At 64.5% G+C, this 12,504-nt stretch carries 11 protein-coding genes; 4 read left to right on the forward strand and 7 right to left on the reverse strand.

Annotated elements, in window-relative coordinates; all coding sequences use genetic code 11:
- The first annotated feature begins 26 nt into the window (after positions 1-26).
- The gene (locus SFHG_RS05325; protein ID WP_042434631.1) at positions 27-1,541 is read left to right on the forward strand and encodes a DEAD/DEAH box helicase; all 1,515 of its coding nucleotides are present in this window, start codon (positions 27-29) and stop codon (positions 1,539-1,541) included.
- 90 nt (positions 1,542-1,631) lie between these two features.
- On the forward strand, positions 1,632-1,964 hold the full coding sequence (locus SFHG_RS05330) for a NifB/NifX family molybdenum-iron cluster-binding protein (protein WP_042434633.1): 333 nt from the start codon (positions 1,632-1,634) through the stop codon (positions 1,962-1,964).
- 149 nt (positions 1,965-2,113) lie between these two features.
- Here SFHG_RS05330 and rplT read toward each other — a convergent pair whose 3' ends face one another.
- The 5 genes from rplT to SFHG_RS05355 form a co-directional block, all read right to left on the reverse strand.
- Positions 2,114-2,467: a 50S ribosomal protein L20 gene (gene rplT, locus SFHG_RS05335; protein WP_042434636.1), complete on the reverse strand. Its 354-nt coding sequence runs from the start codon at positions 2,465-2,467 to the stop codon at positions 2,114-2,116.
- 24 nt (positions 2,468-2,491) lie between these two features.
- Positions 2,492-2,689 (reverse strand): 50S ribosomal protein L35, encoded by a 198-nt coding sequence (gene rpmI, locus SFHG_RS05340; RefSeq protein WP_042434638.1) that lies wholly within the window; start codon positions 2,687-2,689, stop codon positions 2,492-2,494.
- Positions 2,682-3,272 (reverse strand): translation initiation factor IF-3, encoded by a 591-nt coding sequence (gene infC / locus SFHG_RS05345; protein WP_436976887.1) that lies wholly within the window; start codon positions 3,270-3,272, stop codon positions 2,682-2,684. Before infC ends, rpmI begins: the two co-directional genes overlap by 8 nt.
- Before the next feature lie 414 nt (positions 3,273-3,686).
- Complete coding sequence (locus tag SFHG_RS05350) at positions 3,687-4,829, reverse strand: histone-lysine N-methyltransferase (RefSeq protein ID WP_042434644.1); 1,143 nt, start codon at positions 4,827-4,829, stop codon at positions 3,687-3,689.
- Positions 4,830-4,858: 29 nt separating this feature from the next.
- The gene (locus SFHG_RS05355) at positions 4,859-5,263 is read right to left on the reverse strand and encodes a hypothetical protein (RefSeq protein ID WP_042434647.1); all 405 of its coding nucleotides are present in this window, start codon (positions 5,261-5,263) and stop codon (positions 4,859-4,861) included.
- Between the two features lie 173 nt (positions 5,264-5,436).
- Here SFHG_RS05355 and SFHG_RS05360 point away from each other — a divergent pair, with 173 nt between their 5' ends.
- A complete protein-coding gene (locus SFHG_RS05360; RefSeq protein WP_042434651.1) occupies positions 5,437-8,391 on the forward strand; it encodes an insulinase family protein in 2,955 nt (984 codons plus the stop codon).
- Between the two features lie 162 nt (positions 8,392-8,553).
- Here SFHG_RS05360 and larB read toward each other — a convergent pair whose 3' ends face one another.
- The gene (larB, locus tag SFHG_RS10405; protein ID WP_081468945.1) at positions 8,554-9,906 is read right to left on the reverse strand and encodes a nickel pincer cofactor biosynthesis protein LarB; all 1,353 of its coding nucleotides are present in this window, start codon (positions 9,904-9,906) and stop codon (positions 8,554-8,556) included.
- Positions 9,907-10,234: 328 nt separating this feature from the next.
- On the reverse strand, positions 10,235-11,308 hold the full coding sequence (locus SFHG_RS05370; protein WP_052297813.1) for a substrate-binding periplasmic protein: 1,074 nt from the start codon (positions 11,306-11,308) through the stop codon (positions 10,235-10,237).
- Between the two features lie 376 nt (positions 11,309-11,684).
- On the opposite strand from SFHG_RS05370, the gene SFHG_RS05375 reads away from it, so the two are divergent.
- A complete protein-coding gene (locus SFHG_RS05375) occupies positions 11,685-12,422 on the forward strand; it encodes a ComF family protein (protein ID WP_202898106.1) in 738 nt (245 codons plus the stop codon).
- Positions 12,423-12,504 lie beyond the last annotated feature (82 nt).

Raw genomic sequence — 12,504 nt, forward strand, 5'->3', positions numbered from 1 at the left:
GCGCATCTGGAAAGGATCTACCTTATATGACGCATTTCGACGACCTCGGCCTTTCGGGCCAGGCATTGCAAGCTGTGGCCCAGCTGGGTTACAGCACCCCCACCCCTGTGCAGGAGCAGGCCATCCCCAAGGTGCTCGAAGGCCGCGACCTGATCGCCGCCGCGAAGACCGGCACGGGCAAGACCGCCGCGTTCAGCCTGCCCACCATGGACAAGCTCGGGCATGCCAAGGGCAACAAGGGACCGCTCATGCTGGTGGTAACCCCCACGCGCGAGCTTGCCGAGCAGATCGGCGAGGTGTGCGGCACCATCGCCAAGAACACGCACCATCGCATCCTCACCGTAGTCGGCGGCGTTTCCTACAACCCGCAGATCCAGGCGCTCAACCGCGGCGTCGACGTGCTCATCGCCACGCCGGGCCGTCTGGTCGATCTTATGGACCAAGGCGCCGCGCATCTGAGCAGCGTGGAAGTGCTCGTGCTCGACGAAGCCGACCGCATGCTCGACATGGGCTTCTGGCCGGCCATGCGCAAGATCATCGGCGCCACGCCGCAAAACCGTCAAACCCTGCTGTTCAGCGCCACCATCGACCGCACCATCATGAGCACGGCCGGCAAGCTGCTGCACGACCCCGCCATGGTCGAGATCGCCCACAAGGGCGAGACCGCCGACACAGTGGAGCAGTACGTCATGCACGTGCAGCAAGCGGTGAAGCCCGAGCTGCTCAAGGGCCTCATGAAGGAGCGCGGCCACAGGCGCGTCATCGTGTTCTGCCGCACGCGAAGCCGCGCGGACGCCACGTGCCGCCGCCTGAAGAAGGTCGGGTACTCCGTCGAGGCCATCCACTCCAGCCGCAGCCAGAACCAACGTCGCCGCGCCCTTGAGAACTTCGCCAACGGCACCACCGACGTGCTGGTTGCCACCGATGTGCTCGCACGCGGCATCGACGTGGAGGAAGTGGAATATGTGGTGAACTACGACCTGCCCACGCAGCCCGAGGACTACGTGCACCGCATCGGCCGCACGGGCCGCGCAGGCGCTTCCGGGTTCGCCGTCAGCTTCGTCAGTCCCGAAACCGCCGACGCGCTGCGCGATATCCAGAAGCTGCTCAAGCGCACCATCCCCGAGCTTGAGCTTGAGAACTTCGACATGCATGAAGCCGAAAACGAGGCCGCTGCCAGAGCACAGCGCGCCGAGGCACGTCGCGATCCCGAGATCCAGCAAGCTAAGAAGGAGCAGGCCGCCCGCACGCGCAGGAAGAACAAGGCGCGCGAGGCCGCGCAGGCCGAAGAGGTGAACACCCGTCGCGCCAAGCGAGGCGGCCGCAAGGCGGCCGAAAAGCCCGCAAGCGGGACGGCGCACGCCGCAAGGAAGCACAGCAACGCCGATCACGGCTCGCAGCAAAAGCGCGGCAACGGCTCTAGGAACGCTTCCGCCAACCGCGCCAAGACCAACAGCGCATCCGGTGCGCAAGGCGGCGATTTCCGCCCTGGACGCGCCCATCGCGCCCAGGTTGCGCACCAGCGCAACAGGCGCCGCTAACAGATGCTATTGCGCCGGTTAGGGGGCCGGCGCATAACCGCCCGGTAATCTATCGGTAAAGTGTATATCGTCTTTAGGAGGGAGGACGCCATGCGCATAGCGGTAGCTTGCCAGGGGCTTGATGTGGCGCCAAGATTTGCACGCAGTTCAAGTTTCATGTGCTATCGCGTTGACCGTGGCATGTTCGCCGATTGCCAGAATATGCCCAACCTTTCGTTCCCTCCGGCTCAGCTGGCCCAGGTTCTGAAAGACCTTGACGTCAGCGTCATGATCGTCAACAGGATCGATCCGACCTCGGAGACGGCCCTGAAAGCAGCCGGCATCGAGGTTCAGGCCGGCTACACCGGCACCGCATCCGCTGCCGCCCGCACCTATATCGGGCGCACGCTGTCCGGAACGCACGAAGAGCTGGAGGCATCGTAAGCGCTTTAAGCGCTACGCGATAGCATGGCACGTGGAAAGCGCCTTGGGGCGCTTTTTTCGTATCTACAGCCTGAAACAGGTCACCTAACGCAAAACACCCCGCTTGGATTCCCAAGCGGGGTGTTCAACATTGTTAAGCTTAGAACAGCTTACAGGGCCTTCTTGGCGACCTCGACGATGGCGGTGAAAGCCGCGGGGTCGTTGATGGCCATGTCGGAGAGCACCTTGCGGTCCAGCTCCACGCCGGCCTTCTTCAGGCCGTTCATGAAGGCGGAATAGCTCATGCCGTTCAGACGGGCGCCGGCGTTGATGCGGGTGATCCACAGACGACGGATCTCACGCTTCTTGTTGCGGCGATCGCGGTACTGGTACTGCAGAGAGTGCTGGACCTGTTCCTTTGCAGCGGTGTAGGAACGGGACTTGGCACCATAGTAGCCCTTTGCACGGTTAAGGACGGTGCGGCGCTTCTTCTTGGCGTTGACTGCACGCTTGATACGAGCCATTGATTATCACTGCTCCTTTAAAACTTAGCGAAGGCCGAGGTTGCGGGCCACGACGCGACGGTCGGCGGCAGCCAGCTCGGTCTCGTGACGGAAATTACGCTTACGCTTCTGAGACTTCTTCGTCAGAATGTGGCTCTTGTAGGCCTTAGCACGCATGATCTTGCCGGAGCCGGTAACGCGGAAGCGCTTTGCCGTACCGCGATGGGTCTTCATCTTAGGCATTGCCTTCGTCCTTTCCTTCGTCTTTCTTGTCGTTTGCCTTCTTTTTCTTCGCCGCCATGCTTGCGGGAAGCGGGGCGATGAGCATGTGCATGTTACGGCCTTCCATCTTCGGCTGGCTCTCGATGACCGCAATGTCCTTCAGGTCGTCGGCCAGGCGCTCCAGGATGGTCAGGCCCTGTTCCGGATGGGCCATCTCACGGCCGCGGAACATGATGGTGATCTTGACCTTGTTGCCAGCGGAGAGGAAGCGAAGCACGTGCTTCTTCTTCGTGGTGTAGTCCCCCACGTCGATCTTCGGGCGGAACTTCATTTCCTTGGTCTCGATCTTGCTTTGGTTCTTGCGAGCCTGCTTCGCCTTGATGGCCTGATCGTACTTGAACTTGCCGTAATCCATGATGCGGCACACGGGCGGTTCCGCATTCGGGGCGATTTCAACAAGATCAAGCCCCTGGTCGTCAGCAACGCGCTGCGCCTGGGCAACCGGGTAGATACCCAACTGCGTTCCGTCGAACCCGATCAGGCGGCACTCGCGCACCGTGATCTGTTCGTTGAGCCTAGGCTCTTGAGCGGCTATCGCACTCACCTTCCTTCCTTGCATGCGGTATCGCATGGCATAAAAAAACCCACAGCTTCAAGCATGCGGGCGTGATGAATGAACCATGTTCAGGTATTCATACGACCCATCAGCAGCTTGAAAGCGCCGAACTAGGTGGGAGGCGCTACGCCCCCGCTTGTGAACAGCTCGTTTATTATAGCGTGAACGCCGTCCGGCGCAAGGGACCGCCCTTCTCACCGGCCGGCGTTCACAAGATGGACACAAGAAGCGAAAGCCGTGGGCAGGAACCAGGCTCGCCGATCGCCGACACGCGCTGCGGAAGGCCCACCCAGCTCCAGCCCCAGGCCATCGACCGGGCCCTTGCGTTCCGACATGCCGAGCGCACGGCCCCGGGTCCCTGGTCGAAATAGCACCGGCGGCCATTCGGCCGCCGGTTACCTGCTACGCGTTGATGTAGATATAGATGATGCGCACGGTGTCGGCCAGGTTGCCCGAAGCGTTGGCCGTGCTGTAGTCGTACATGAGCACGCTCGACCAGGTGCGGGCGGCACCGTTGATGTCCACGGTTCCGTTGAACGAGCAGTTCTCCTTCACCAGCGTGGTGCCGTCCGATGCGTACGTGGAGTAAGAAGTCTTGTCGGTGGGCAGCTTGGCCGAGCCATCTGCCACGTTCACGCCCGCCTCGCGCAGCGTCTTCTCGACGATGTGCTCATTCTTCACGGCGTCGGCGAAGCTGAGCGAGCCGTACCCCAGCGACGCGGTGGCGGCGGAGTAGCCGGCCTGAATGACCTTGCCGTCGGCGTCAAGGCCGAGATAGACCGTGGGCGTGCCCGAACGGGAATCGGCGGGTTCTGCGGTCAGGGCCACCGTGACGCTTTTCTTCACGGAATTGCCCTCTTCGTTGACGTCCTTGGAGGACGTGACCGTGGCACCGTGCGCAAGCGCGGTGACGGCCGCATCCTGGGTTTGCCCCAGCGCGCCGACCAGATTGGGAACCTCGGTCTTCTTGGCGGTGGTGGCGCTTGCCGCGTCCTTACCGGAGTTGTCCTGGGAAAGGTTGCCCACATCGGTGGACTGCTGCTGGGCCTGGGTCTGCTGCACCATGGCGCGGCTGGACTCGTTCCACAGCTGGAAGGCGAAATATCCCAGTGCGCAGGCGAGCACCACGAGCAGGGCCACGATGATCACGAGCACGCGACGGACGCGACGCGACTTCTTGAGATGCGGATGCTCCACCGGATCGGGCTTGCCGTGGCGGCCGCAGTTCTGGACGGGCGCGGCGGCGGGGACCTCGTCGCCGAACACGGGCTCGTCGCGCGGCTCAAGGCTTTCCACCGGATCGGAATAGTCTTCTGAGGTGTCGCCTTGGTACTTGAAGCCGGCGGCATGCGCGCCGTGGGATGCCGCGACGGGCGCGAACGCCTCGGTCAGGCCGAGCGACGTATCGCCGTCGGCCGCGCCGCGATGCTCGAGGGCGTCGCCGGCGCCGATAGGCGCGAACGCCTCGGTCAGACCCAGGGATGCGTCGCCCTCAGGCTGCTGCTTGCGGGCGCCGCGGGCGATGTTGAAGCTATGCTTGGACATAGTCAGGCCTTTCTCTTGAAAACAGCCGATCAGCGCATGAACAGGGCGAAGTAGACGATCGCCGCGATGATGACGACCCCAACGCCGACGAGCACCGCCTTCTGCATGCCCGACATGGGGCCGGCATCCAGGTCCTCGAGCGTCTGCTCGGCGCGATGGACAGGCTGCGTACGGCTATCGGACACAGCGGTTTCCGGCTTGCGGGCGTGCGCGGCATGCGGCTTGGCGGCATGGTTCCCGGCAGGCACCTGCTGCGCCGCATGCTGCGGCTCAGGCACCGCCACGGGAGCAACCTGAGGCTCGGGTTCTGCGTAAACGGCCTCTTCAAGAAAATCTTCGCCCTGATGGCGGCCGTAAGCTCCTGCTTGGATGACCACATCATCGTCATCGGCGGCATTGACCGTGATATGGGAGAAGCGCCGATCTTGCGCCATACCGTACCTCCTTGTGCGTTTCCATGCTGTGTATGCCACCGATTATAAAGGATTGGCTAGCAGGCCCCGGCACCTAGGTAGAAAAACCACGGAGCAGTCCCGGCACCTTGCCCGGCCCCGCTGCCGTTGTGCGACAATAGCGGGCGAAACCAGTAAAGAGAAAGGCGGCTTGCATGAACCTTGAACAAGGCCAGGAACTACACGGGTTCACCGTGCTCACGGCCGAGCCCTTGCCCGAGATCGACGGCGATGCCTACACGCTCTCCCATCCGGTAAGCGGCGCGAAACTTCTATACCTGCGCAACGACGACCGCAACAAGGCGTTCTCCATCGCCTTCCGCACCCCTCCGGCCGACGACACCGGCGTGTTCCACATCCTGGAGCACTCGGTTTTGTGCGGTTCGGAGAAGTTCCCCGTCAAGGAGCCCTTCGTCAACCTGCTGAAAACCAGCATGCAGACGTTTTTGAACGCCATGACCTTCGGCGATAAGACGCTCTATCCCGTAGCCTCCACCAACGACCAGGACCTCATGAACCTGGCCGACGTCTACATGGACGCGGTGCTGCACCCCGACATCTACCGCAAGCGCCAGGTGTTCGAGCAGGAAGGCTGGCACCTTGAGGTGGCCGACGCCGATGAGGCCCAGGCCGAGACCGGCCGTCAGCTTACCTATAACGGCGTGGTGTACAACGAGATGAAAGGCGCGCTGTCCGATTCCACCAGCGTGCTGTACGACCAGCTGCAGGCAAGCCTGTTCCCCGACACCCCCTACGCGTTCGAGTCCGGCGGCACCCCCGAGGCCATCCCCACGCTCACCTACGAGCACTACCTCGAGGAACACGAGCGGCACTACCGCCTGGACAACAGCTACATCGTCTTGTACGGCAACCTGGACCTTGACCGCATGCTGGCGTTCTTGGATGAGCGCTACCTGACGCCCGTGGCCGCCGAGCAGGCGAAACGCCGCGAGCAGCGCGCAGCCGAGGGGCTTGAGGAGCTTGCACCGCGCACCTTGCCCGTGCAAGGGCCCGTGCGCGCCCTGGGCGTGCGCCGCGAGATGGCAACCGCGCCGGAAAACGCCTGCATGGGCCTGGGCTGGGTCATCGGGCACGTGCGCGAGCGCACGCGCATCGTGGCAACCGACATCTTGCTCGACGCCATCGCCGGCAGCAACGAGGCGCCGCTCAAGCGCGCGCTTCTGGACTCCGGTATAGCCGGGGACGTGCAATCCTACCTGGCCGACTCCGTGCAGCAGCCCTTCGCCGTGCTACAGGTGCGCGACCTGGGCGAAGATGCCGCGAAGCGTTTGCGCCCTGCCGTGGATGCCGAGCTTGAGCGCCTGGCCGCGGGCGGCTTGGACCATGCGCTCGTGGAGGCGTCCATCTCCCGCGCCGAGTTCGTCATGCGCGAACGCGACTTCGGCATGGCCGACGGCGTGGCGCTTGCCATGACCTCGCTGTGCGGCTGGCTCTACGACGACGATCTTGCCACAGCCTATCTGCGCTACGAGGACGACTTCGCCTACCTGCGCCGCGCGCTTGACGAGGGCTATTTCGAAGACCTTATCCGCGAGGTGTTCCTGGACAGCGCCCATATGGCCGAGGTGGAGGTGGTCCCCGTCGAGAAGCAGGACGACCCCGGGCAGCGACGCCTGACCGAACTTGCCGCCGGCTTCGCCGACGACGACTTCCAGCGCATCGAGGACGAGGTCGTGCTGCTCCGCCGCATGCAAGAGGCGCCGGATGCGCCCGAGGATGTGGCGAAGCTGCCTCAGCTGACGGTCGCCGACATCGGACCGGCACCCGTCGAGCCCGTCTACGGTCTGGCCGAGGGCACGCCCGTTCCCTGCATCCGCCATCACCTGCCCACGCGCGGCCTGGTCTTCGCCTACCGCTACTTCGATATGAGCTGCCTTGATTTCGAGGACCTGCCCTATGCGGCAGTTCTCGGCATCGTGCTGGGAAAATTGGGCACCGATGCGCATTCGGCGGCCGAGATCGACACGCTCGCCAACGGCAAGCTGGGCAACTGCTCGTTTTTCTGCGAGGTGTACGAGGACGAGCACGACCCCGATGCCGTAACGCCCACGTTCGTGGCAAGCGCATCGGCTTTGGCCGAAAACGTCGAATGGCTGGCCGAGCTGCCGAGCGAGATCCTGGCGCGGACCGACTTCGCCGACACCGGCAAGATCCGCGACGCGCTGCAGCAGCGCCGCATCGGCATGGAGCAGAGCTTCGCCAACGCCGGGCATGCAGCGGCCATGGCACGCCTGACGTCGTACTTCCTACCTGCCGGCGTGGTGCGCCAGCAGCTCGGCGGCGTGGACTTCCACCGCTTCCTGGTAGAGCTGCTGGATAACTTCGACGATCGCGCCGATGAGCTGGCGAAACGCCTGAATGATGTGGCGCATAGGCTGTTCGACGGGTCGAACTTGCTGGTGTCGATCGCCGGCAGCGACGAGTGCGTCATGCGCTTCTGGCAATGCGCCGGCATCACGGCTGACACGGGCAAGTCCCCTGCCGCGCTGAAGATCCCGAAGCCGAAGGTGCGCAACGAGGCGTTCATCGTGCCCACCGACGTGTGCTACGCCTCCACGGGCTTCGACCGCCGCTCGCTCGGCGCGCCTTACACCGGCGTATGGCAGATCGCGGCGCGCGTGCTTTCCTATGATTACCTGTGGAACGAGGTGCGCGTGAAAGGCGGCGCCTACGGGGCGGGCTTCCAAGCGGCGCGCAGCGGCACTGTGCGCTTCTATTCGTATCGCGACCCGCATCTGGACGAGACGTTGGAGCGGTTCAACGGCACGCCCGCATGGCTTGCCGCGTTCGATCCCGCGCCCGAGGAGATGGACGGCTACGTGGTCAGCACGGTCGCCGGCTTCGATGCTCCCCTCAAGGAGCGCATGCAGATCCGCCGCCAGGACGGCGACTTCCTGAGCGGGCGCACGCCCGAGGCGCGCGCGCAGACGCGAGCGGAGATGATCGGGGCCACGCCCGAGAAGCTTCGCGAGCTTGCATGCGTCATCGAAGGGGCACTTGGCAAGGAAGCCGTCTGCGTGTTCGGCAACAAGGCCATCCTTGAGGGCGCGAAAGCCGACCTGAACGTGATCGACCTGCTCAACGGCTAGCGCCGCAAGCCGCGGCAACGCTCGAAGGCCCTGAAAACGGCGAATCGCCGCAGGCAAGGCCCGCGCAAGATGTGGGACCGTGCCTGCGGCGATTTTTGTTTGCGCTGAACGCGTGGCGGCCCGGGAACGCTTATCCGAGCCGCCTCTGTCCAAAGCCGACGATTATTCGAACTCGTCCACGAAATGCAAGATCATGGCCGCGCTCGTGGGGGTCATGCGCTCGCCGGGCAACGTGCGCTCGCTCACGGGGATGCCGCGGGCGATGATGGCCGACGTTGCCGGAGCCGGGATGGAAAGCGTCCCATGGGCGCATTCCACTTCGCCCTTCCCTGTTTGCGCGACCGTGGCCACGATGCGCTTGGCGCCCGTGGCTTCCACCGCCAGGCAGACGAGCAGCGTGTTGCGGATGCGGGAGCCGTCGCCGACTTCATGGAAGTGGGTTTGCTCGACCGCGCAGCCGTGCGCGGCAGCCTCGGCTTCGGCCAAGATGGTGTAGATGGCGCGCATATGGTCGCGCACCGCCGGCGAAACCGCCAAGCCGTCGATGGTGGCAAGAACCTCCCCGATATCGTGATGATGGCGATCGGGGACGCCTGCGGCATCGGCCGCCGCCTCAAGACGCTGGCGAGAATCGGGCGGCAGCTGCAGCAGGGTATCGCCCAAAAGCTGGTTGCGCGTGGCGTTCTCGGCAAGGTTCCATCTAAGGGTTTTCATGTCAGGTTCTCCTTCTCCATGCTGGCTGCCCGCACGCTCGATCATATGGGCCTGATATCCCGCGCCGAACCCGTTGTCGATGTTGATCACGGAAACGCCCGACGCGCACGAATTGAGCATAGCCAGAAGCGCCGCCACGCCGCCGAAGCTGGCGCCGTAACCCACCGACGTGGGAACGGCGATCACGGGGCATGCGACCATCCCGCCGACCACGCTGGCAAGCGCCCCCTCCATGCCCGCCACGGCCACTACGCAGCTGGCGCCTGCGATGTCCCCCCGATGCGCCAGGAGGCGATGGATGCCCGCAACCCCCACATCATACAGGCGAACCACGCGCGATCCGAGCACCTCGGCGGTAACGGCCGCCTCCTCGGCGCAGTACAGGTCGCTGGTACCCGCGCACGCCACCGCGATGTAGCTATCGCGCGTCGGCTTTGCCGGCGCGCCGAGCAAGCCCAGCTGAGGAACGGGTCGATACTCGAATGCCGCCGCAGCCTGCGGGTCGCGAACGAGCAGCGCAGCCCGCACCGCTTCCGCCTTCTGCGCTTCAAGCCTGGTGACGAGCACGCACGCCTGACCGGCATCGCGCAGGGCCAGGCAGATACCGGCGATCTGATCTGCCGTCTTGCCGGCTCCGTAGACCACCTCGCCAGCGCCCGTGCGCCGCGCGCGATCGGTGTCGACCTTCGCGAAACCAAGGTCGGAATAGCCCTGGTCGGCAAGGCTTCGCTGGGCATCGATCGGGCTTACCGAGCCCGATGCCACCTGCTCGAGCATGTGCAGGACCTGCTGCGGTTCCATAAGCCCGCTCCTTTCCCGCCCGCTAAACGCGGACCGTCGTTAATTCCCAACCATTGAAGCACTAGAAGCTAACTTCAGGTCAAGCGCCATTGGAAGGCTGCACGCTTTCGCCATAGGCGCGTGGCAAAACGTCGCTGGCCTGATAGCCGGCGCGCATGTGAGGACCGCGGCCGGCACCGCAAAGCTTCGCGATGGCAGCGGCCCAGCACGGTGCAGGCCGCCGCTACGGACGGCAAGGCCCTCGCGAGCAAGCGCCATCCGGTACAGCAAGGCCCCCGCAATTGCGAGGGCCTTGATTGAAGATGAAGCCGGCTGCAGCTTGCGACCGTTAGTTCGAAGCGGTGCTTGCGGCGCCGTTCGAAGCGCTGGAGTCGCTAGTGCTGCTGGAATCAGCGGAGCTGCTAGCGGAATCGGAGTTGCTGGTCTTGCTGTCGGAATCCGTGCCAGCAGTCTTGTTGTCGGAGTCGGCCTTGTTGGTATTGGAACCGGTGTTGCCCGTGAGCGTGCCGATAGCCGCGTTGGCGGAGTTGAGCACCTTGCTCATGTCATCCCCATCGTCGGAGGCACCGGCGGTCAGCTTGATGCCGGAAAGGTCCATTGTGGTGCCGAGCCACTTCTTCTGGATGATCGAGGACACGCCGTTGGAGTTCATTGCGGAAAGCGCGTTGGAAACGGCCTGCTTAAGCTGGGTGTTGCCATCGAGCACGCCTACGCAATAGCCGCTGGCCTGCTGCATAAGCGCGACCATGTGAACGTCCATGCCGGCGTTGTTGGAGACATAGGACCCCACAACGGCGTCGGCTGCCACATACTGCACCTTGCCGGACTCGAGCGCGGAGAAGGCGCTCTTGAGGTCCTCGGTGGTGGTGATGGTGGAGTTGTCGAACTCATTGGTGACGGCCCAGGCGCTGTTGGAGGACACCTGCGCGGCGATCTTGGTGGAAGCGGAGTTCGCCGGCACCGTGGAGTTGGAGGACTGGGCGAACAGCGCCACGGCGGTGGGCAGGTACGTGTCGGAAGTCCAGAAGCTAGGTGAATCGGACTTGTTCACGCCCATGACCACATCGACCTTGCCGGAGGTGAGCGCACCGGCGGCGTCGGTGGAAACGTCCACGACCTCGAGCTTCAGGCCGAGCTGGTCGGCCAGGGCGGCCGCCATGTCGACGTCGATGCCGACGATCTTCGTGGAAGAGGAGGGCTGGCCTGCCAAAGGCGCGTTGTTTGCGTTGACGCCGACGCGCAGGATGCCTTCCTGGGCGATGACGGGCTTGCTGACCGAAGGCGTTGCCTCGGGCGGCGTATACGATTCCTGCTGCTGTTGGCAACCGGTGGCAAGCAGCAGCATGGCGGCGCAGCAGACGGCCGCGGCGCAGCATGCGGCAAAGCGCTTGAGATGCTTCATGTTCCGACTTCCTCCATCTCGTGCATATGAGAACAAGCTTCTTCCGACTGACCTAGTTTTCGACCCCACACTCGCGCACCGGGGCTTGGCTTTCGCGCCACCCTCTCCCCCGTCGCGACGGTATGCCGCTCGTATAAACGGAGGGTGCGTCTTACCTCTAGGATACGCCGTGCTCGCCTTCGCGGACGCGCCGCGGGACTTACGTGGATCCTTTCGACCGCATCTGCCATGGACTAGGGCCTTCGTGGAAAGCCCGCAACTACAGACTCGAAAGAAGCCTTAGTAGTGTATCAGATACGCAAGGAGCGGAGGGTTTCGCGGCGCGTTTTCCGCAAGGGTTTCGCAAGACGACGCGCTTACGCTTCAAAGCATGGGAATGCTGTCGAACATAGCAGGGGCCTGCGCCCCGATAGCCGCCGAAGCCGCGGAGGCCTTGGCCGAGACCGTATGGCCGACGCGATGCGCGATCTGCGACGCGCCTGGGCATGTTCTGTGCGATTCCTGCCGGATGGCGCTCGCGTACGTGGACTGGTGGCGCGCCTGCCCCCGCTGCGGTGCACCGTTCGGGCGCTTGCAGTGCTGCGAGTGCAACGAGGTGATGCTCGCGGCGCAAGGACGCACGCGGCCGGCGTTCGACGGCATGGCGGCGGCGGTGTCGTTCGAGGAAGGCGCGGCGCGCATCGTGCGCACCTGGAAAGACGCCGGGGAAAGACGACTGGCATCCGAGATGGCGCGGCTCATGCTTCCCCAGGTGCCCCCCGCATGGCTTGCCGGCGCAACGGCCACGCCCATACCCGCGAGCGCCGCCGCACGCCGCCGGCGCGGCTTCGACCACGGCCGCGAACTCGCCTGCGCCGTTGCCGGCATGGCGGGGATCCCCATGGTCGAGGCGCTGGCGCGGCCTCGCACCTTCGACCAGCGCGCGCTCGGACGGCGCGGGCGCATCCACAACCTGCAGGGGCGCTTCCAGACGCTGCCGGGCGCCACGGTGCCCGCCCGCATCCTGCTCATAGACGATGTCTGCACCACAGGCTCCACCATGAACGCGGCCTGCGACGCCCTGCGCGCGGCGGGTGCGGTGGAGCTGCACTGCCTGGTGTTCGCCCGTGTCTAGCGAACGCGCCCGCGCATGTTGAATCCCGCCCGCCACGCAAGGAAGGCGGCCCCAAGGCCGCCTTCCCATTTCGTACGCTATT

Source organism: Senegalimassilia anaerobia JC110, from assembly GCF_000236865.1.
Taxonomy (GTDB): Bacteria; Actinomycetota; Coriobacteriia; order Coriobacteriales; family Eggerthellaceae; genus Senegalimassilia; species Senegalimassilia anaerobia.

Excerpts from the sequence above, each read along its gene's own strand:
- SFHG_RS05360 (WP_042434651.1), top strand. The coding sequence starts at position 5,437 with ATGAACCTTGAACAAGGCCAGGAACTACACGGGTTCACCGTGCTCACG.
- SFHG_RS05375 (WP_202898106.1), top strand. The coding sequence starts at position 11,685 with ATGCTGTCGAACATAGCAGGGGCCTGCGCCCCGATAGCCGCCGAAGCC.
- rplT (WP_042434636.1), bottom strand. The coding sequence starts at position 2,467 with ATGGCTCGTATCAAGCGTGCAGTCAACGCCAAGAAGAAGCGCCGCACC.
- SFHG_RS05325 (WP_042434631.1), top strand. The coding sequence starts at position 27 with ATGACGCATTTCGACGACCTCGGCCTTTCGGGCCAGGCATTGCAAGCT.
- SFHG_RS05330 (WP_042434633.1), top strand. The coding sequence starts at position 1,632 with ATGCGCATAGCGGTAGCTTGCCAGGGGCTTGATGTGGCGCCAAGATTT.
- SFHG_RS05355 (WP_042434647.1), bottom strand. The coding sequence starts at position 5,263 with ATGGCGCAAGATCGGCGCTTCTCCCATATCACGGTCAATGCCGCCGAT.
- rpmI (WP_042434638.1), bottom strand. The coding sequence starts at position 2,689 with ATGCCTAAGATGAAGACCCATCGCGGTACGGCAAAGCGCTTCCGCGTT.
- larB (WP_081468945.1), bottom strand. The coding sequence starts at position 9,906 with ATGGAACCGCAGCAGGTCCTGCACATGCTCGAGCAGGTGGCATCGGGC.
- SFHG_RS05350 (WP_042434644.1), bottom strand. The coding sequence starts at position 4,829 with ATGTCCAAGCATAGCTTCAACATCGCCCGCGGCGCCCGCAAGCAGCAG.
- SFHG_RS05370 (WP_052297813.1), bottom strand. The coding sequence starts at position 11,308 with ATGAAGCATCTCAAGCGCTTTGCCGCATGCTGCGCCGCGGCCGTCTGC.